Annotated in this window: 10 protein-coding genes; 9 read left to right on the top strand and 1 reads right to left on the bottom strand. The window is 44.4% G+C overall.

Annotation, left to right across the window (positions count from 1 at the left end):
• The first annotated feature begins 42 nt into the window (after window positions 1-42).
• Together DW121_RS13660 and DW121_RS13655 are read left to right on the top strand one after the other, a co-directional pair.
• A complete protein-coding gene (locus tag DW121_RS13660; RefSeq protein ID WP_118324097.1) occupies window positions 43-4,596 on the top strand; it encodes a translocation/assembly module TamB domain-containing protein in 4,554 nt (1,517 codons plus the stop codon).
• 29 nt (window positions 4,597-4,625) lie between these two features.
• A complete protein-coding gene (locus DW121_RS13655) occupies window positions 4,626-6,971 on the top strand; it encodes a BamA/TamA family outer membrane protein (protein ID WP_117713001.1) in 2,346 nt (781 codons plus the stop codon).
• A gap of 101 nt (window positions 6,972-7,072) precedes the next feature.
• Here DW121_RS13655 and DW121_RS13650 read toward each other — a convergent pair whose 3' ends face one another.
• Window positions 7,073-8,089, bottom strand: a complete 1,017-nt coding sequence (locus DW121_RS13650) for a hypothetical protein (RefSeq protein ID WP_118324095.1) — start codon at window positions 8,087-8,089, stop codon at window positions 7,073-7,075.
• Between the two features lie 154 nt (window positions 8,090-8,243).
• Here DW121_RS13650 and DW121_RS13645 point away from each other — a divergent pair, with 154 nt between their 5' ends.
• The 7 genes from DW121_RS13645 (at window position 8,244) to DW121_RS13615 (ending at window position 18,610) form a co-directional block, all read left to right on the top strand.
• Window positions 8,244-8,924, top strand: a complete 681-nt coding sequence (locus DW121_RS13645) for a response regulator transcription factor (protein WP_117712953.1) — start codon at window positions 8,244-8,246, stop codon at window positions 8,922-8,924.
• 11 nt (window positions 8,925-8,935) lie between these two features.
• Window positions 8,936-10,228 carry a sensor histidine kinase gene (locus DW121_RS13640; RefSeq protein ID WP_118324093.1) on the top strand — a complete coding sequence of 431 codons (1,293 nt, stop codon included), beginning with the start codon at window positions 8,936-8,938 and terminating at the stop codon, window positions 10,226-10,228.
• A gap of 68 nt (window positions 10,229-10,296) precedes the next feature.
• A complete protein-coding gene (locus tag DW121_RS13635; RefSeq protein ID WP_118324091.1) occupies window positions 10,297-11,208 on the top strand; it encodes a nucleotidyltransferase in 912 nt (303 codons plus the stop codon).
• Between the two features lie 483 nt (window positions 11,209-11,691).
• Window positions 11,692-13,662, top strand: a complete 1,971-nt coding sequence (locus tag DW121_RS13630) for an ABC-F family ATP-binding cassette domain-containing protein (protein ID WP_118324089.1) — start codon at window positions 11,692-11,694, stop codon at window positions 13,660-13,662.
• Between the two features lie 28 nt (window positions 13,663-13,690).
• The gene (locus DW121_RS13625) at window positions 13,691-15,727 is read left to right on the top strand and encodes a M13 family metallopeptidase (RefSeq protein ID WP_118324088.1); all 2,037 of its coding nucleotides are present in this window, start codon (window positions 13,691-13,693) and stop codon (window positions 15,725-15,727) included.
• Window positions 15,728-15,949: 222 nt separating this feature from the next.
• Entirely contained in the window at window positions 15,950-17,473 is a 1,524-nt protein-coding gene (gene purH / locus DW121_RS13620; RefSeq protein ID WP_118324087.1) for a bifunctional phosphoribosylaminoimidazolecarboxamide formyltransferase/IMP cyclohydrolase, read from the top strand.
• Window positions 17,474-17,587: 114 nt separating this feature from the next.
• Window positions 17,588-18,610 (top strand): rod shape-determining protein, encoded by a 1,023-nt coding sequence (locus DW121_RS13615; RefSeq protein ID WP_117712959.1) that lies wholly within the window; start codon window positions 17,588-17,590, stop codon window positions 18,608-18,610.

Genomic DNA, 18,610 nt, shown 5'->3' with positions numbered 1-18,610 from the left:
TTACTTTGTACAACTTTTAATAGATGACAGCTTAACGTTCCAATGAGAAGAAAATGGTTAAAGGGGGCACTTTGGGTGCTGCTCACTCCTATTATCCTATTTGTAATAGTGATGATATTGCTTTACGTGCCTCCCGTACAGAATTTTATACGGAAGCAAGCTATTGCAATAGCATCGGACGCTACGGGCATGAATATTTCCGTAGAACGAATTGATCTTCGCTTCCCTTTGAACTTGCTTGTACGTGGCGTACAGGTGGTGCAGTCGGAGAACGCCGCCGCTGATGTTCAACATCCCGATACTTTGCTGAATCTTGGAAGTTTGAACATAAGTGTGCAGGTATGGCCTTTATTGCAGGGCAAGGTAGAGGTGGATAATATAACCTTGCAAGAGGTTGCCGTAAATTCTTCCAATCTGCTGGAGGGTATGCATATAAAGGGAACGCTTGGACGGTTCTTCCTTGAGAGTCATGGCATTGACCTGAAGAGAGAAAATGCCGTATTGAATAGTGTGGAGCTGAGTAATACCCATATGCAAGTAATGCTTGCGGACACTACCGAAGCCCCGAAAGATACTACTGAAACCGTCGTAAACTGGAAGATAGCCCTGCATGATTTGAAACTGAAAAATGTTTCGGTAGATTTGCAGATGCCGCTCGATTCTATGGCTTTGGCTGCCAATATCGGTGATGCAAGCATTGAAGATGCGAATGCCGACTTTAAACGTCAGCGCTATGGTTGGAGGAAGTTTGCCCTTACGGGTACTACTGTGAATTATGATTCGGGTACAGCTGCTCCTATAGAAGGTTTTGACGCTTCACATATTGCTTTGCGTGATATTCGCATCGGCATTGATTCGGTAATGGCTTGCGGTCGTGATATGAACGCCATTATTCGTGAATTCTCCATGTATGACCGTTCCGGACTGAGTGTGACTTCTCTGACCGGCCGTCTGTTTGCCGATTCAACCGTTATCCGTGTGCCTTATCTGCAACTCAAGACCCCGCACAGCAACATGGATCTGACGGCGCAAACCTATTGGAAACTCGTAGATATACCTACCACCGGACATTTGTCCGCCCGCTTTAATGCCAATATCGGCAAGCAGGATGTGCTGCTCTTTGCCGGAGGATTGCCCGAAACCTTTAAGGATGCTTATCCTTTCCGTCCGTTGGTAATTCATGCCGGTACGGAAGGAAATCTGAAGCAAATGCAGATTTCCCGTTTCACAGCCGAACTGCCGGGCGCTTTCTATTTAAGTGGCGGCGGTGAATTGTGGAATCTTACAGATAGTTTGAAGCGTAGCGGAGAACTCGACTTTGAAATGCAGACGCAGGACCTCAATTTCCTTACCGGACTTACCGGAGTAACACCCGACGGGTCTATCGTTGTACCCGACAGCATGAATCTCATGGCGCGTCTCGGGCTTGACGGACCACAATGCAATGCCATTCTGAAAGTAAAGGAAGGTGAAGGCAGCTTGAATTTGGATGCTGCCTACAACTTGGCCACCGAGGCCTATCATGCCGACCTTGCGATAGATGCTTTGCAACTCCATCATTTCTTGCCCAAAGATTCTATTTATACACTTACGGCTCAAGTCTCCGCCAAAGGGCAAGGAGTGGATATTGCTTCCCATAAAACAATAGCTCGTGTAGAAGCCAAACTGGCCGAACTGCAATATGCCCGCTGGAATATATCGGGTGTGGATTTGAATGCAGGCTTAAAGTCATCGGTAGCCTCCGTGCACCTGACGAGTGATAATACTTTATTGAAAATGCAGTCTGAGGCGGATATGCGCCTTGACCGTAAATATATGGACGGTAAGCTGACCGTGAATGTGGAAGAATTGGACTTGCATAAACTGGGAGTAGCATCCGAACCTTTAGAGCATCCGTTTGCGTTTAATTTAGGTGCGGAGGCACGCCATGACTCCATTAAGTTAAGAATGGACGCCGGTGATATGAATCTGCAGTTCCGGGCCCGCAGTACTTTGAAAGAACTGTTGGAACAGTCGGATGAGTTTGTTGCCATTCTTATGAAGCAGATAGACGAAAGGAAATTGGATCATGCGGCTTTGAGGCGGGTGCTGCCGTCAGCCGGTATGCAGTTGACGGCGGGACAGTCTAATCCGGTCAGTTATTTCTTAAAAACAAAGGACGTGGCGTTCCATGATTTTACTCTTCGTTTCGGGTTTACTCCGACGCGGGGCATCAACGGACGGACAGCTGTACATGGGTTGAAGGTGGATTCGTTGCAACTGGACACAGTCTTCTTTGCAGTTCGGCAGGATACCTCACGCATGGTGTTGCAAAGCGGTGTGATTAATGGACCGAAGAATCCACAGTTCGTATTCCGTAGTACGCTCACCGGTGAGGTTCGTAGTGAAGATGCCGAACTGACAGTGAACTATGTGGACGGCGAGGGGCAGACCGGAGTCTTGTTTGGTATTAATGCCCGCCCATTGACAGAGGGACATGGCAAGGGCAACGGGGTATTGCTCAATCTTACGCCTGCCGAACCGATTATTGCGTATCGTAAATTCCATTTTGTGGATAAAAGCAACTGGGTTTACCTGCATAAGAATATGCGCGTCTATGCCAATATTGATATGGACAGTGACAATGGTTTGTCCTTCCGTATGCAGTCGGATAAGAACGACAGCATCTCATTGCAGAATATGAATGTGGAATTAAGCCGTTTCCAGTTGGGTGAGTTGAGTGAGGTTCTTCCTTATATGCCGCGGTTGACCGGCCTGTTCTCCGCAGAAGCTCAGTATATACAGACGGCTACCTCCTTGCAGGTATCTGCCGAAGCCAATATTGATGAATTGACATACGAACGTCAGCACGTGGGAGACATTGGCATGGGTGCTACATGGTTGCCGGGTGACAAAGGGGCTACACATTATTTAAATACATATTTCAGTTATGATAATCAGGAAGTGCTGACTGCCGACGGTATACTGACGCAAAAAAATGGTAGGGATACATTGGAAGTAACTACCACTTTTGAACATTTCCCGATGAAGATAGCCAATGCTTTTGTTCCGGATCAGATGGTTTCCTTTACCGGTGACCTTGACGGCGGAATGTACATCTACGGGCCATTGGATAAACCCAAGATGCACGGAGATATTACGCTGGACAGTGTGTCGGTATATGCACGTCAGGCAGGAGCTCGTTACTGGTTTGATGAACGTCCGGTGCAGATTAAGGATAACCAACTGATATTTGATAAGTTTGCTATCTATACCACCAGTAAGAATCCTTTTACGATTGACGGAAAGGTTGACTTCCGTAATTTGGAACGTCCTACGGCGGACTTGAAGCTGAAGGCAGAAAACTATACTCTACTGGATGCGCCGCGTACTCGCGAAAGCATGATTTATGGTAAAGTTTTTGTTGACTTGAATGCTACGGTGCGGGGACCTTTGGATGCTCTGACTATGCGTGGTAATATGAATCTGTTGGGAAATACAAATGCCACTTATGTGTGGACAGATTCGCCGCTGGCTGTGGAAGACCGCTTGGACGGGCTGGTTACTTTCACTTCCTTTGCCGATACAACTTCGGTGAATACGGATGAAGCCCCGGTCATGTCTTTGGGCGGTATGGATATGATAATGACCGTACATATTGATGATGCGGTGCGTTTGCGTGCCGACCTCAGTACCGACCGCAGCAAGTTTGTTGAATTGGAAGGCGGTGGTAACCTGAATCTGCAATACACCCCTCAGGGCGACTTGAACCTTACCGGACGTTATACTCTCTCAGGCGGTATCTTGAAATACTCCTTGCCTGTTATACCTCTGAAAGATTTTCAGATAAATAGTGGCAGTTATGTGGATTGGCGGGGCGATCCGATGAATCCTACACTGAACTTGAAGGCAACGGAACGCTTGCGTGCTTCGGTGGCTGACGGTGACGACGGCGGTACACGTATGGTGAACTTTGATGTCTCTATCTCCATAAAGAACAAGATGACAGCTCCGGAATTGGTATTTGACATCTCGGCGCCTGATGATGCCACCATCGAAAATGAGTTGCAGGCAATGGGTGCTGAAGAACGGAGTAAACAAGCGATTGCCATGATGGCTACGGGCGTCTATCTGAACAGTGGTGCCAAAGGTGCCGGACTGACGATGGGCAGCGCTTTGAACAGTGTATTGCAAAGTCAAATTAATTCATTGGCAGGTTCCGCCCTGCAAAGCGTCAATGCCAGCTTCTCAATGGGGATTGAAGACCGTACGGCTGCGGAAACAGGCGATACGCAGAAAGACATCAGCTTCCGTTACTCGCAGCGTCTCTTCAATGATAGAGTACAGATTGTTATTGGCGGTAAGGTGTCTACGGGAGCTAATGCCACTAATGATGCGGAATCGTTTATAGACAATGTGTCTTTGGAATACAGGCTGGACAAATCCGGCACTCGTTATGTCCGTGTCTTCCATAATAAAAACTATGAAAGCGTACTCGATGGCGAGATTACCGAAACCGGTGTAGGTATGGTGCTTCGTCGTAAAATGGATCGCTTGAGTGAGCTTTTCCTTTTCAGGAAAAAGAAGAAACCGGTGGAGACCGAAGAGAAGAGATGACGGCATTAATCTGAAAAGTAATGAACGATATGAAACGACTGATACTATATATAATAGGTGTAATCCTTTTGGCAGCCTGTTCCACTACTAAACATCTGCCCGAAGGTGAAGTGCTGTATGTGGGACAGAAGAAGACGATTGTAGAGAATTATAAGTCCACTCCGGTTGGAGAAATTGCTTTGGAAGAAGTGAATGCCGCTTTGGATAAAGCTCCTAACAACTCTATATTTGGAATACGTTATCCGTTCCCTTTAGGACTGTGGATATATAACGGATTTGTGAAATACGAGAAAGGTTTAGGCAAATGGGTATTCAATACCTTTGCAGCTACGCCGGTATTGATGTCCGCTGTCAATCCTGATATTCGTCAGAAGGCGGCTGCCAACCTGTTGCGTGACTATGGCTATTTTAATGGTAAGGTCAGTTACCGTACTTTTGTTGACCCGAAAGACTCTCTGAAAGCGAAAGTACAGTATACGGTGGATATGCGTAATCCCTATTATATAGATACGGTTTTCTATCATGGTTTCAGTGAACGTACATTACGTATTATGAATATGAGCCGTCGTCGTTCACTGATTAGTCCGGGAGAGCAGTTCAATGTGCTCGACCTCGATGGGGAACGTACACGTATCAGTACCCTGTTGCGTAATGTGGGGTGTTATTATTTCAGTCCTGAATATTTGACGTATCAGGCAGATACGACCCAAGTGCCGGGAGGTCATGTGGCGATGCGTATGGTGCCCGTTGCCGGCATGCCTGCTGTGGCGGAGAAACCGTTTTTTGTGGGAAAGAAATCTTTTTATCTTTATGGCAAACAAGGGCAGATGCCTAATGATAGCATAGATTATAAAGGTCTGCATATTTACTATCATGACAAATTGCGGGTACGCCCCAATATGCTTTACCGCTGGCTGAACTATCATGCTTATCGGCAAAAACGCCAGGTACAGGACAGTACGGGCATTTCGAAGCGGCGCTCCATGCAGAATATGTATAGTTTGTATCGCCAGACCCGTATTCAAGAACGCTTGAACAATGTGGGTATCTTCCGCTATCTCGAAATGAGATATACGCCGCGTGATACAACCTTTGTATGTGATACGCTTGATGTAAATATACATGCAGCCTTGGACAAACCTTATGATGCTGAATTGGACTTCAACGTGAAGATGAAAAGTAATAATCAGACAGGTCCGGGAGCCTCGTTTACTGTAACGAAGAATAACGTCTTCGGGGGTGGTGAGTCTTGGAATGTCAAGTTGGATGGTTCATACGAGTGGCAGACCGGAAAGGATAGGTCTTCGTTAATGAACAGCTACGAAATAGGTCTGTCAACTTCGCTTATGTTTCCGCGTGTAGTCTTTCCTCGTTTTGGTGACAGAGAGTATGACTTTCCGGCCATGACAACTTTTAAACTGTATATCGACCAGCTGAATCGTGCCAAGTATTATAAACTTCTGGCATTCGGGGGAAGCGCCACCTATGATTTCCAACCCAAACGCACGAGCAAGCATAGCTTCACACCGTTTAAGTTGACATTCAACGTGCTTCGTAATCCCACAGAGGCCTTCAAGCAATTGCAGGCAGATAACCCGGCGCTTTATGTCAGCTTGCGCGACCAGTTTATTCCTGCCATGGAATATACCTATACTTACGATAATGCGTCCATAAGCCAAGTGCGAAATCCTATTTGGTGGCAGACAACGGTAGGTTCGGCAGGTAATGTTACTTCGTGTATCTATCGCATATTCGGAAAACCGTTCAGCGAAAAAGATAAAAAACTGTTGGGTGTGCCCTTTGCACAGTTCTTAAAGGTGAACAGTGAATTTCGTTATCATTATAAGATTGATAAGAACCAGATGATTGCTTCACGTATTGCCGGCGGGGTGATATGGTCGTATGGAAATGCGTTGTCGGCTCCTTATACAGAGCAATTCTATATCGGCGGCGCTAATAGCATACGTGCATTTTCCGCCCGCAGTATAGGTCCGGGCGGTTATGCTCCGGATAAGGAAAGCAAGTATTCTTTCATCAATCATGTGGGCGACATACGTATGGAGGCCAATGTAGAGTACCGTTTTCGTATCATCGGAGACTTGCATGGAGCGGTGTTCTTGGATGCAGGTAATGTGTGGTTGATGCGTAAGGACGATTCACGTCCCGGCGGTGAATTCACCTTGAAGAATTTTGCCAAACAGGTGGCTTTGGGCACGGGGGCAGGTATACGTTATGATATGGATTTTCTCGTTTTCCGTCTGGATTGCGGAGTCGGTTTGCACGACCCGTATGAAACCGGTAAATCGGGATATTACAATATTCCTAAGTTCAAGGATAGCCTTGCCTTGCATTTCGCTATTGGCTATCCGTTCTGATTAAAAAAAGCAGACCTGTTGATTGCAGGTCTGCTTTGTTGTGAGTTGATATTGTTGATAGTTACGATGAAGGTCTATCTTTGTGTATAACTATTGGCGGGTTATAACCCGAAGTCGGCAGGATTAATAGTTGCAATCAATACCAGTTCTTCCTTGTCTTCTGCAGTTTCCACTTCCGTGTAGATTTCAATCTCGTGTTTAGTATTCTCACGGATTTCAATCTCCCATTTACTTGGATCCTTTTCGCCGGTAAGGGCAATTAACTCATCAAGTTTCTCTTGAGGGAGCTTTTTGACAAACATCTGAATGAACGCAACTTTTATTAGGTCGTCAAGGTCGATTTCACTACCTAAGAATTTGTAATCCTTGTCGAAGAGTAGTTCGTATTCAATATTGATAGATAAATTCTCTATTTTAGCTGAACGGAGAATTTCTACTTCATATTCCAATGCTTTAGTTGTTTCGTTTTTCTCTTCCTCAAAGTCAACGATGATGGCATCCTTATAATTCTTTGCAATGTAGCTTACCAACTTTTGCGGACATGGGAGGTTCTCGTCTTCATCGTTTTCGTCATTGTCGGGCACTTCTTTTACTAATATACCTTCTGTCGTATAGTACAGTTCGTATTCTGCATCTTTCTTTTCGACTTCCAGCTTGATGATGATTTCGGCTTCTCCTGTTTCGCTAAGGTTGCGTTGTAACAGGTCGATGTCATCAAGGATATAACCTTCCGTATTGTAGGTGCTTTTATTGTAAGCATCCCATACTTTGGTATATTGGGTTTTAAAGTCCTCTTTTGAAATTTCTTTTTCGCTCAGGCTGCATTGTCCCTCTTGGGTATACCAAGCCTCACATTGGGGAGCCGGAGCAGTATCGGCACGGGTTTTACCTTTCTTCAAGTCGAAGGTTGCCACATAGTAGTTCTTCTTTTCAGTCCATTTTACATTTACAGCATCAGGAAATTGTTTGGTAAATACGTTGGCTACCGGTTTAGGTAAGTTTTCGGGAATAATGTTGCCGTTGTTGTTACCGTTGTTTTCGTTGTCATCACTGCATGCTGTGAATGCAATCATGGCTGCTCCCAGCAACCACGCTGCCAAATTCATTTTCTTTCTCATAATTTATTTTTTTAAAGTTTAGACGAGGCAAAGAAAAGAGACAATTCTGAAGTTTTTCTGAAGATTCTGTTTTTGCGTAGATTTTGTGTGAACGGGTTGATGCTTTAGGAGAAATGAGTTACATTTGTCTGATTATACATATAACCTTGCCTCTATGAATATATTAATTATTGAAGATGAACGCGAGATAGCCCGGGCGATTGTTGATTTTTTTAATACGGAAAAGTACGTTACCGAGTGTGCCCATGATTTTGCTTCGGCTATGGAAAAACTGGGATTGTATGAGTACGATTGCGTAGTGGTGGATATAACATTGCCGGACGGAAACGGATTTGATATTATCCGCTACATTAAAGAACAAGGATTGGATTACGGCATTATTATTGTGTCGGCTTTAAATTCCATTGATGATAAGATTTTGGGATTGGACATTGGTGCAGACGATTATTTGGCCAAACCCTTCAGCTTGCCTGAACTGAATGCGCGGGTAAAGTCGGTTATCCGTCGCCGCAGATTCGAAGGGCGTAATGATTATGTGTTTCACGAGTTTTGTATTAATACGGATGCTCATAAATTGTTTGTCCATGGGAAAGAGGTAGTGCTGACCCGTAAGGAATACGACTTGTTTCTGTTTTTTGTCATGAACCGTGAACGGGTACTGACGAAGGAGACTATTGTAGAGCATTTATGGGGAGATATGATGGGAATTTCAGCCGATTCGCTCGACTTTGTGTACACGCATATCCGTAATCTTCGCAAGAAATTACTGGATGCTGATGCAAAGGATTATATTAAGACTGTATATGCCGTCGGTTATAAGTTTACGGAATATTGAGGAGACTGAGTATGAAATTAGTTTCTATTTATTGGAAATATACTGTGTATGCCTTTCTTGTTGTATTGGTACTGGGAAGCATTACGCATTATTATATCTTCCGTAATTCTATTCATCGTTCCACCGATGATGTGCTGCAAGAGTATAAGCAGGATATACAAGAGTATGCGGCGAGTCATGATACGCTGCTTTCCCTTCATGATTTGGAACTGAAGCACAGCCGTCTTCTTTTCCATGAAGTGGGTAAGGTTGCAAAAAAAGGAAAGGAATGTGCCATTTACGACTCTTTGATTTATAGTAAATATGAAGGAGAACAAGTGATCTACCGTGTTTTAAAGTTTAATGTAGATACCCGTGAGGGTACTTATCAAGTACTCTTGAGCCAGCCTACGCTGGAAGAAGACGATTTGATGTCTGCGGTGGTCATATCTTTATCGCTGTTGTTGCTTTTCTTTTTGATTGCATATTCGTGGGTTTCTACCTATTACACCCGTATTTTGTGGCGGCCTTTTTATCTTCTGCTGGAACAGTTGAGACGTTTCCGCATAGATCGCCAACAACCGGATAGGATGCCTGTTTGTGGTATTGAAGAGTTTGACGAAATGGGGAATACTATATCTGATATGATGGGGAAGATGCACAATGATTATCTCTCATTGAAAGAACTTACAGAAAACACGTCGCATGAGTTGCAAACTCCCTTATCTATATTGAAAATGAAATTAGAGATGCTTCAACAGCAAGAAACGGACAATGAGAAGGTCATGGATTTGGTAAGGGATATGCAACATACTGTCAGCCGAATGACTCGCTTTAATCGTGCATTACTGTTGATAGCCCGTATCAACAACGATCAGTTTGCCAATGTGGAGCAGGTTAATCTAAACGAGTACATAACAGAGTATTTATCCGCTTATGAAGATATTTTGCAAGATAAGTCGGTTACGATAGTTTGGGATAGCCAGGCGCCTTTTGTTGTACCGATGAACCGTATGTTGGCGGAACGGCTGGTAATGAATTTGATTGTGAATGCTGTGCGTTACAATGTAATAGGAGGATGCTTGCGCGTGGAAACTACAGAAAACAGTATTAAGATAGCCAACACATACGGCAATATTATTCCATCGGGTGATTTATTTGCCCGGTTCACCCGCTCTTCGCACGATAGTGAATCTACCGGCCTTGGATTGACAATAGTAAAAAGTATTTGCCAAAAAAGCGGATTAAAGGTGGAAGTATCGGTCAATAAGGTAGAGTTTTGTACGATTGTTGTAAAGAATGAACTAAAATCGCCCCCTTTCTGATATAAAATTTACTACTTTTGCACCTGTTATCAACCATGATACACTAACCTTTTTAAATAATTACTAATATGAAACCAACTTTATTTTTATTGGCAGCCGGTATGGGTAGCCGTTATGGTGGCTTGAAACAATTGGATGGACTGGGTCCGAATGGTGAGACTATTATGGACTATTCTATTTACGATGCCATCAATGCCGGATTCGGTAAGCTCGTTTTTGTTATCCGTAAAGATTTTGAACAGGATTTTCGTGATAAGATTATCTCTAAATACGAAGGACATATTCCGTGCGAACTGGTGTTCCAGGGACTGGATGCACTTCCCGAAGGATTTACTTGCCCGGCAGACCGCACGAAACCTTGGGGCACCAACCATGCCGTGATGATGGGTGCCGATGTGATAAAGGAACCGTTTGCCGTTATCAATTGTGATGACTTCTATGGCCGTGATTCTTTCCAAGTTATGGGTAAGTTCCTGTCTGCGCTTCCCGAAGGCTCCAAGAATGTATATTCAATGGTAGGTTTCCGCATTGGCAATACATTAAGCGAAAGCGGTACCGTATCACGCGGTCTTTGCGGCACGGATGCAAAAAAACTGTTGACCTCTGTTGTAGAACGTACCAAGATTCAGCGTATGGACGGTGAAGTGAAATATATTGATGATAATGGCGAATGGACAGCTACTCCCGATACTACTCCAGTCAGTATGAACTTCTGGGGCTTTACTCCCGATTACTTTGCTTACAGCCAAGAGTTCTTCAAGACATTCCTCAGCGACCCTAAGAATATGGAGAACTTGAAGAGCGAATTCTTCATACCGTTGATGGTAGATAAACTGATTAACGACGGTACGGCTACGGTTGAGGTGCTTGATACGAACAGTAAATGGTTCGGTGTGACTTATCCGGAAGATCGCCAGAGTGTGGTCGACAAGATTCAGGCATTGGTGGATGCCGGAGAATATCCTGCTAAGTTATTTTAAAGGAACGTTAGAGCGCTTTCTTTGAAAAGATTATCCCCTCTTTCCCTTTTTTGTTCTCCAAACTGGCTGAACAGGAAGGGAAAGAGGGGATTTTTTTTGTAAAGGTTTATGAGTGGCGGATGCTTGTTTGTAACTACCTGATTGTCAGTGTGCTTTTATGGAGTGTGGCTCAGTATACGACTGAGCCTATCTAAGTATACGACTGAGGCTACCTCAGTATACGACTAAGCCTGCCTCAAAGTACTGCTAAAAGGTAAATATATTATGCTGTAAATATAAATAACTAATTACCCGTTTGCCGTATCATCCGATATTTTAAGTGAATATACATAATTATCTTATACTATCTGTCATTCATACAAACATTCATATAAACCTTGAATTTTAAAATGAGTGCAGTCGTATGCTTTGAATACATGATTGCGTGAGAATAAAAATAATATCGCTACCTTTGCAGTCTTGAACGATTAATTCATTGACACTATGATATCTGTAGAAGGACTGAAGGTGGAATTTAATGCCACCCCTCTGTTCGAAGACGTTTCTTATGTTATAAACAAAAAGGATCGTATAGCTCTTGTCGGCAAGAATGGCGCAGGCAAGTCTACCATGCTTAAAATATTGGCCGGCATCCAGCAACCGACTTCCGGCGTTGTGGCTGTTCCCCGCGAATGTACTATCGGGTATTTGCCTCAGGTGATGATACTCAGTGATGAGCGTACTGTAATGCAGGAGGCGGAACTTGCTTTTGAGCATATCTTTGAGATGCAGGCTGATATTGAGCGTATGAACCGGCAGCTTGCCGAACGCACTGATTATGACAGTGAAGATTATCAGAAGCTGATTGACCGTTTTACCCATGAGAATGAGCGTTTCCTGATGATGGGCGGAACAAACTATCGTGCTGAAATAGAACGAACCCTTCAGGGCTTGGGTTTTAGCCGTGAGGATTTCGACCGCTCTACAAGCGAGTTTTCCGGAGGTTGGCGTATGCGCATCGAACTTGCCAAGTTATTGCTTCGTCGTCCGGACGTATTATTGCTTGACGAGCCTACGAATCACCTTGATATAGAAAGTATTCAGTGGTTGGAAAATTTCCTGTCCACTCGTGCCAATGCGGTGGTACTCGTCAGCCACGACCGCGCTTTTCTTAATAATGTCACAACCCGTACCATTGAAATAACTTGCGGACGTATTTATGATTATAAAGTGAAGTATGATGAGTTTGTGGTGTTGCGCAAAGAACGTCGTGAACAGCAGTTGCGCGCTTACGAAAACCAGCAGAAACAGATACAGGATACGGAAGATTTCATTGAGCGTTTCCGCTATAAGGCTACTAAGGCGGTACAGGTGCAGAGCCGTATCAAACAGCTTGAAAAGATAGAACGTATAGAAGTGGACGAAGAGGATAACTCTTCTTTGCGTTTGAAGTTTGTTTGCAGCAGTCGCAGCGGCAATTATCCGGTTATCTGTGAAGATGTTGCCAAGGCGTATGGAGACCATGTTATTTTTCACGATGTTAATCTTACGATTAATCGTGGTGAGAAGGTTGCTTTTGTCGGTAAAAATGGTGAGGGCAAGTCTACGCTTGTAAAGTGTATCATGGATGAAATTACGGATTATACCGGAAGGTTGACTTTGGGGCATAATGTGCAGATAGGCTATTTTGCGCAAAATCAAGCGCAATTGTTGGATGAGAATCTGACTGTTTTTGATACTATTGACCGTGTGGCGGTAGGGGATATCCGGTTGAAGATACGTGATATTTTGGGAGCATTCATGTTTGGCGGAGAGGCTTCTGACAAGAAGGTAAAAGTGCTTTCCGGTGGAGAACGTACTCGTCTTGCCATGATAAAGCTGCTGCTGGAACCGGTGAATTTCCTGATTCTTGACGAACCTACGAATCACCTTGATATGCGTTCCAAGGATGTACTGAAAGAAGCGATACGCGATTTTGACGGTACAGTGATAATTGTCAGCCATGACCGTGACTTTTTGGATGGACTTGCGACTAAAGTATATGAGTTCGGTGGCGGAGTGGTAAAGGAGCATCTTGGCGGTATTTACGATTTCCTGCAGAAAAAACAGATAGAGAGTTTGAATGACTTGCAGAAGTCTCCTTCGCTGTCCTCTTCCCCTGTCGGAAAAATGGTAACCGGTAATAATGCCGCAACAACGGTTGTACAACCTTCTGCCGCAAAATTGTCCTATGAGGAGCAAAAGGAACTCAATAAGAAACTTAAAAAGCTGGAACGCCGTGTAGCGGATTGTGAAGCGGAGATAGAACAACTGGAATCGGCCATTTCTATTCTTGAAGCCAAAATGGCTACACCGGAAGGCGCTTCGGATATGACACTCTATGAACAGCATCAAAAGTTGAAAACTCAATTGGATAATGTAATGGAAGAGTGGGATGTAGCCTCTTGCGAACTGGAGGAGACGAGAAAGGAGTGATAACTTTATAACATTATATTTTATAAGTATGAAAGTATTTCATTTTTTACCCATTGCAGCATTTTGTCTGATGACAGGTGCTTGCAGCACAGGCAAGAAACAGGCTGAGCTTACAGCCGGTATTCAGCTTGCCAATCTTGACACAATGGCTTTGCCCGGAACAGATTTTTACCAATACGCCTGTGGCGGTTGGATGAAGAATAATCCGATTCCTGCCGAGTACTCACAGTACGGCTCTTTTACTGTTCTCGCAGAAAATAACCGTAAGCAGATTCAGGGACTTATCGAAGAATTGGCTGCCACTCAACATGAAGCCGGTAGTATAGCGCAGAAAGTAGGCGATTTGTACAAAATCGTAATGGACAGTGTGAAACTGAATAAAGATGGCATAGTCCCTATTAAAACCGAATTGGAAAGGTTGGGGAGCTTGAAAGACAAGAAAGAACTTTATGCTTTGTTGGGCGAGATGCAAAAGAAGGGCATTGTTTCCTATAATGTTCTGTATGTAGGGGCCGATGAAATGAATAGTAGCATGAACGCTGTACAGTCTTACCAAACGGGTTTGAGTATGGGTGAACGTGAATATTATCTGGAGAATGATGAGGCTACCGCTAAGATTCGTGATGCTTTCCGTACACACGTACAGAAGATGTATCAATTGGCAGGCTTTGATGAGGCTACTGCCAAAAAAGGTATGGAAGTAGTTATGGACGTAGAAACACGTCTTGCAAAGGCTTTCCGTTCGCGTACGGAATTGCGCGACCCGCATGCCAACTACAATAAAATGACGCTGGAAGAATTGGAAAAAAATTACCCCACTTTCGATTGGGATGCTTATCTGTCTGCTTTGGATTTGAAGGACGTGAAGGAGATTATCGTAGGGCAGCCCGCTTCTCTGAAAGCAGCCGCCGATATTTTGGATACTCTGCCTATTGACCAACAAAGCCTCTATCTGCAATGGAGATTGATTGATGCCGCCGCTGGTACTTTGAATGATGCTATGGCCGAGCAAAACTTCGACTTCTACCAACGTACAATGAGCGGTACGCAAGAAATGCAACCTCGTTGGAAGAGAGCTGTCAGTACAGTGAGTTCAGCCTTGGGTGAAGCTGTGGGGCAGATGTATGTAGAGAAATATTTCCCTGCCGCTGCCAAAGAACGTATGGTGGCTTTAGTGAAGAATCTGCAAGAAAGCTTGGGCGAACGCATTAAGGGGCTTGCTTGGATGGGAGATTCTACCAAAGTAAAGGCTTTGGAAAAGCTGGCTACTTTCCATGTGAAAATCGGTTATCCTGACAAGTGGAAGGATTACTCTACATTGGAGATTAAAGATGATTCATATTGGGCAAATATGGAGCGTACCAACGAATGGAACCACGCGGAAATGGTGGCTAAAGCCGGCAAACCGGTGGATAAGGAGGAATGGCTGATGACTCCGCAAACTGTGAATGCTTATTATAACCCGACAACAAATGAAATATGTTTCCCTGCCGGTATTCTGCAATATCCGTTCTTTGACATGAATGCGGATGATGCTTTCAATTACGGAGCTATCGGTGTGGTAATCGGCCATGAGATGACTCACGGGTTTGATGACCAAGGTCGCCAATACGATAAAGACGGTAATTTGAAAGACTGGTGGACTGACGAGGATTCCAAACGTTTTGATGAACGTGCTCAGGTTATGGTGAATGTGTTCGACAGCATTGAAGTCGCTCCGGGGGTACACGGCAATGGCCGTATGACTTTGGGTGAGAACATTGCCGACCACGGCGGCTTGCAAGTTTCCTATCGGGCATTCAAGAGGGCTACTGCTGCCAATCCGCTGCCTGTAATGGATGGATTTACTCCCGAACAGCGCTTCTTCCTCGCTTATGCAGGTGTATGGGGAAACAACATCCGTCCAGAAGAAGTCCTGAATCGCACTAAGAGTGATGTGCACTCGTTGGGCAAGTGGCGCGTAAACGGTGCTTTACCCCAAATTGGTGCTTGGTATGAGGCTTTCAATATTACAGAGAATGATCAGATGTTTGTGCCGGTGGAAAAACGAGTTTCTATCTGGTAACAGCCTTGCTTTCATAAAAGATTTCAGTCCCGTCAGAGAGGTATAAACACCTTTTTGGCGGGACTTTTCTTATACCGCCATACAGAGTTATTGGAATTAATAATAAGTTCCTTTTTTAATTATACCTAATTTATTGTGTATGAATGTATGTATGAATAAACAAAATTCGTAACTTTGCACATCAAATAGTAAAATGTACGCATTACTTTAATACGCAAATCCATGTCTGAAACTAAAAGAATCAAAACAGCTCTGGTATCCGTTTACCATAAAGAAGGTTTGGACGAAATCATTACCAAACTGCATGAAGAAGGTGTAGAGTTCCTGTCAACCGGTGGAACTCGTCAATTTATCGAATCTTTAGGCTATCCCTGCAAAGCGGTGGAAGACCTTACTACATACCCTTCCATTTTGGGTGGACGCGTAAAGACTCTGCATCCTAAGATATTTGGAGGAATTCTTTGCCGCCGCGGATTGGAACAAGACATGCAGCAAATAGAAAAATATGAAATTCCCGAAATAGACCTTGTAATTGTAGATTTGTATCCGTTTGAGGCTACTGTTGCCAGTGGTGCTGAGGAACCGGCTATTATCGAGAAGATTGATATAGGCGGCATCTCGTTGATTCGTGCTGCAGCCAAAAATTATAATGATGTGGTAATTGTTGCTTCACAGGCTCAATATCAGCCGCTTCGCGATATGTTGATGGAGCATGGCGCTACCACTTCACTCGAAGAACGCCGTTGGTTTGCTAAAGAGGCCTTTGCCGTATCTTCTCATTACGATTCGGCCATCTTTAATTATTTTGACGGTGAAGAAGGCTCAGCTTTCCGTCAATCTGCCAACAACCAGAAGACTTTACGCTACGGTGAGAATCCGCATCAGAAAGGATACTTCTATGGCAATATAGATGCAATGTTCGACCAGATTCACGGAAAAGAAATCTCTTATAACAACTTGCTTGATATCAACGCTGCCGTTGATTTGATTGATGAATTTACGGATACGACTTTTGCTATCCTGAAACATAACAATGCTTGCGGATTGGCTTCACGTCCTACCGTGCTGGAGGCTTGGAATGACGCGCTTGCCGGTGACCCTGTATCTGCGTTCGGCGGCGTGCTTATCACAAATGCTGTGATTGACAAGGCTGCTGCCGAGGAAATCAACAAAATATTCTTTGAAGTTATCATTGCTCCCGATTATGATGTGGATGCCTTGGAAATCCTCGGTCAGAAGAAAAACCGTATAATCTTGGTTCGTAAGCAGGCGACTTTGCCAAAGAAACAGTTCCGCTCTTTGCTGAACGGCGTGCTGGTACAAGATCGTGACCTGAAAGTGGAGACTTCCGAAGACTTGAAAACAGTAACGACAAAAGCTCCGACTGCACAGGAAATCGAAGATATGCTTTTTGCAAACAAAATTGTGAAGAATAGCAAGTCCAACGCTATTGTATTGGCAAAAGGCAAACAGCTGTTGGCAAGCGGCGTAGGTCAGACCAGCCGTGTAGATGCCTTGAAACAGGCTATCGAAAAAGCTAAGAACTTCGGCTTCGACTTGAATGGCGCTGTAATGGCAAGTGATGCTTTCTTCCCTTTCCCCGATTGTGTGGAAATAGCAGGCAATGAAGGTGTTAAAGCTGTGATTCAGCCGGGCGGAAGCATCAAGGACGAACTCTCGTTTGATTATTGCAACGAGCATGGCATTGCAATGGTGATAACAGGGTTCCGCCACTTTAAACACTAATATTAATGATGAATGAAGAACTAAGAATGAGGAATTGACTGCGCTGTCTTTACTCGCGTTGTTATTCTGCATAGCATTCTTAATTTTTCATTCCTAATTCTTCATTTAAGAAATATGGGATTATTCTCTTTTACACAAGAAATAGCGATGGACCTTGGTACTGCCAATACTATTATTACCACAAACGGTAAGATAGTAGTGGACGAGCCTTCGGTAGTAGCTTTGGACCGTCGTACAGACAAGATGATTGCCGTGGGTGAAAAGGCGAAGATGATGCACGAAAAAACCCACGAGAACATACGTACTATCCGTCCGCTTCGTGACGGCGTAATTGCCGACTTCTATGCTTGCGAGCAGATGATACGCGGACTTATTAAAATGGTGAACAATCGTAATCGTCTGTTCTCTCCTTCACTCCGTATGGTAATAGGTGTTCCCTCGGGAAGTACGGAAGTTGAGCTTCGTGCCGTGCGAGATTCTGCCGAACACGCCGGTGGACGTGATGTTTACTTGATATTTGAACCGATGGCTGCAGCTATCGGTATCGGTATTGATGTGGAAGCGCCAGAGGGTAATATGATTGTTGATATAGGTGGCGGCTCTACGGAAATTGCCGTTATCTCATTGGGCGGTATTGTTTCCAATAACTCTATCCGTATTGCCGGTGACGACCTGACTGCCGATATTCAGGAGTATATGAGCCGCCAGCACAACGTGAAGGTCAGCGAACGTATGGCAGAACGTATCAAGATTAATGTAGGTGCGGCTTTAACCGAATTGGGTGAGGACGCTCCTGAAGATTATATTGTTCATGGTCCAAACCGTATCACGGCTCTTCCTATGGAAGTGCCCGTATGCTATCAGGAAGTGGCACACTGTCTGGAGAAGTCTATCTCTAAGATTGAGACTGCTATCTTGAGTGCATTGGAGAATACGCCGCCCGAATTGTATGCCGACATCGTGCATAACGGTATCTATCTGGCCGGTGGCGGTGCTCTGCTTCGCGGACTGGATAAACGTCTGACCGATAAAATTAACATACCGTTCCACATTGCGGAAGACCCTTTGCATGCCGTTGCCAAAGGTACAGGCGTTGCATTGAAGAATGTTGACCGCTTCTCATTCCTGATGAGATAG

The sequence above is a fragment of the Bacteroides sp. AM10-21B genome (assembly GCF_003472565.1).
GTDB lineage: Bacteria > Bacteroidota > Bacteroidia > Bacteroidales > Bacteroidaceae > Bacteroides > Bacteroides propionicigenes.
Note: the sequence above shows the minus strand (reverse complement) of the source record. Positions and strands in the feature narration are given on the sequence as shown.

Bases quoted from the DNA above. Each gene is read 5' to 3' on its own strand.
- DW121_RS13660 (WP_118324097.1), top strand. From the start codon at position 43: ATGAGAAGAAAATGGTTAAAGGGGGCACTTTGGGTGCTGCTCACTCCT.
- DW121_RS13655 (WP_117713001.1), top strand. From the start codon at position 4,626: ATGAAACGACTGATACTATATATAATAGGTGTAATCCTTTTGGCAGCC.
- DW121_RS13650 (WP_118324095.1), bottom strand. From the start codon at position 8,089: ATGAGAAAGAAAATGAATTTGGCAGCGTGGTTGCTGGGAGCAGCCATG.
- DW121_RS13645 (WP_117712953.1), top strand. From the start codon at position 8,244: ATGAATATATTAATTATTGAAGATGAACGCGAGATAGCCCGGGCGATT.
- DW121_RS13640 (WP_118324093.1), top strand. From the start codon at position 8,936: ATGAAATTAGTTTCTATTTATTGGAAATATACTGTGTATGCCTTTCTT.
- DW121_RS13635 (WP_118324091.1), top strand. From the start codon at position 10,297: ATGAAACCAACTTTATTTTTATTGGCAGCCGGTATGGGTAGCCGTTAT.
- DW121_RS13630 (WP_118324089.1), top strand. From the start codon at position 11,692: ATGATATCTGTAGAAGGACTGAAGGTGGAATTTAATGCCACCCCTCTG.
- DW121_RS13625 (WP_118324088.1), top strand. From the start codon at position 13,691: ATGAAAGTATTTCATTTTTTACCCATTGCAGCATTTTGTCTGATGACA.
- purH (WP_118324087.1), top strand. From the start codon at position 15,950: ATGTCTGAAACTAAAAGAATCAAAACAGCTCTGGTATCCGTTTACCAT.
- DW121_RS13615 (WP_117712959.1), top strand. From the start codon at position 17,588: ATGGGATTATTCTCTTTTACACAAGAAATAGCGATGGACCTTGGTACT.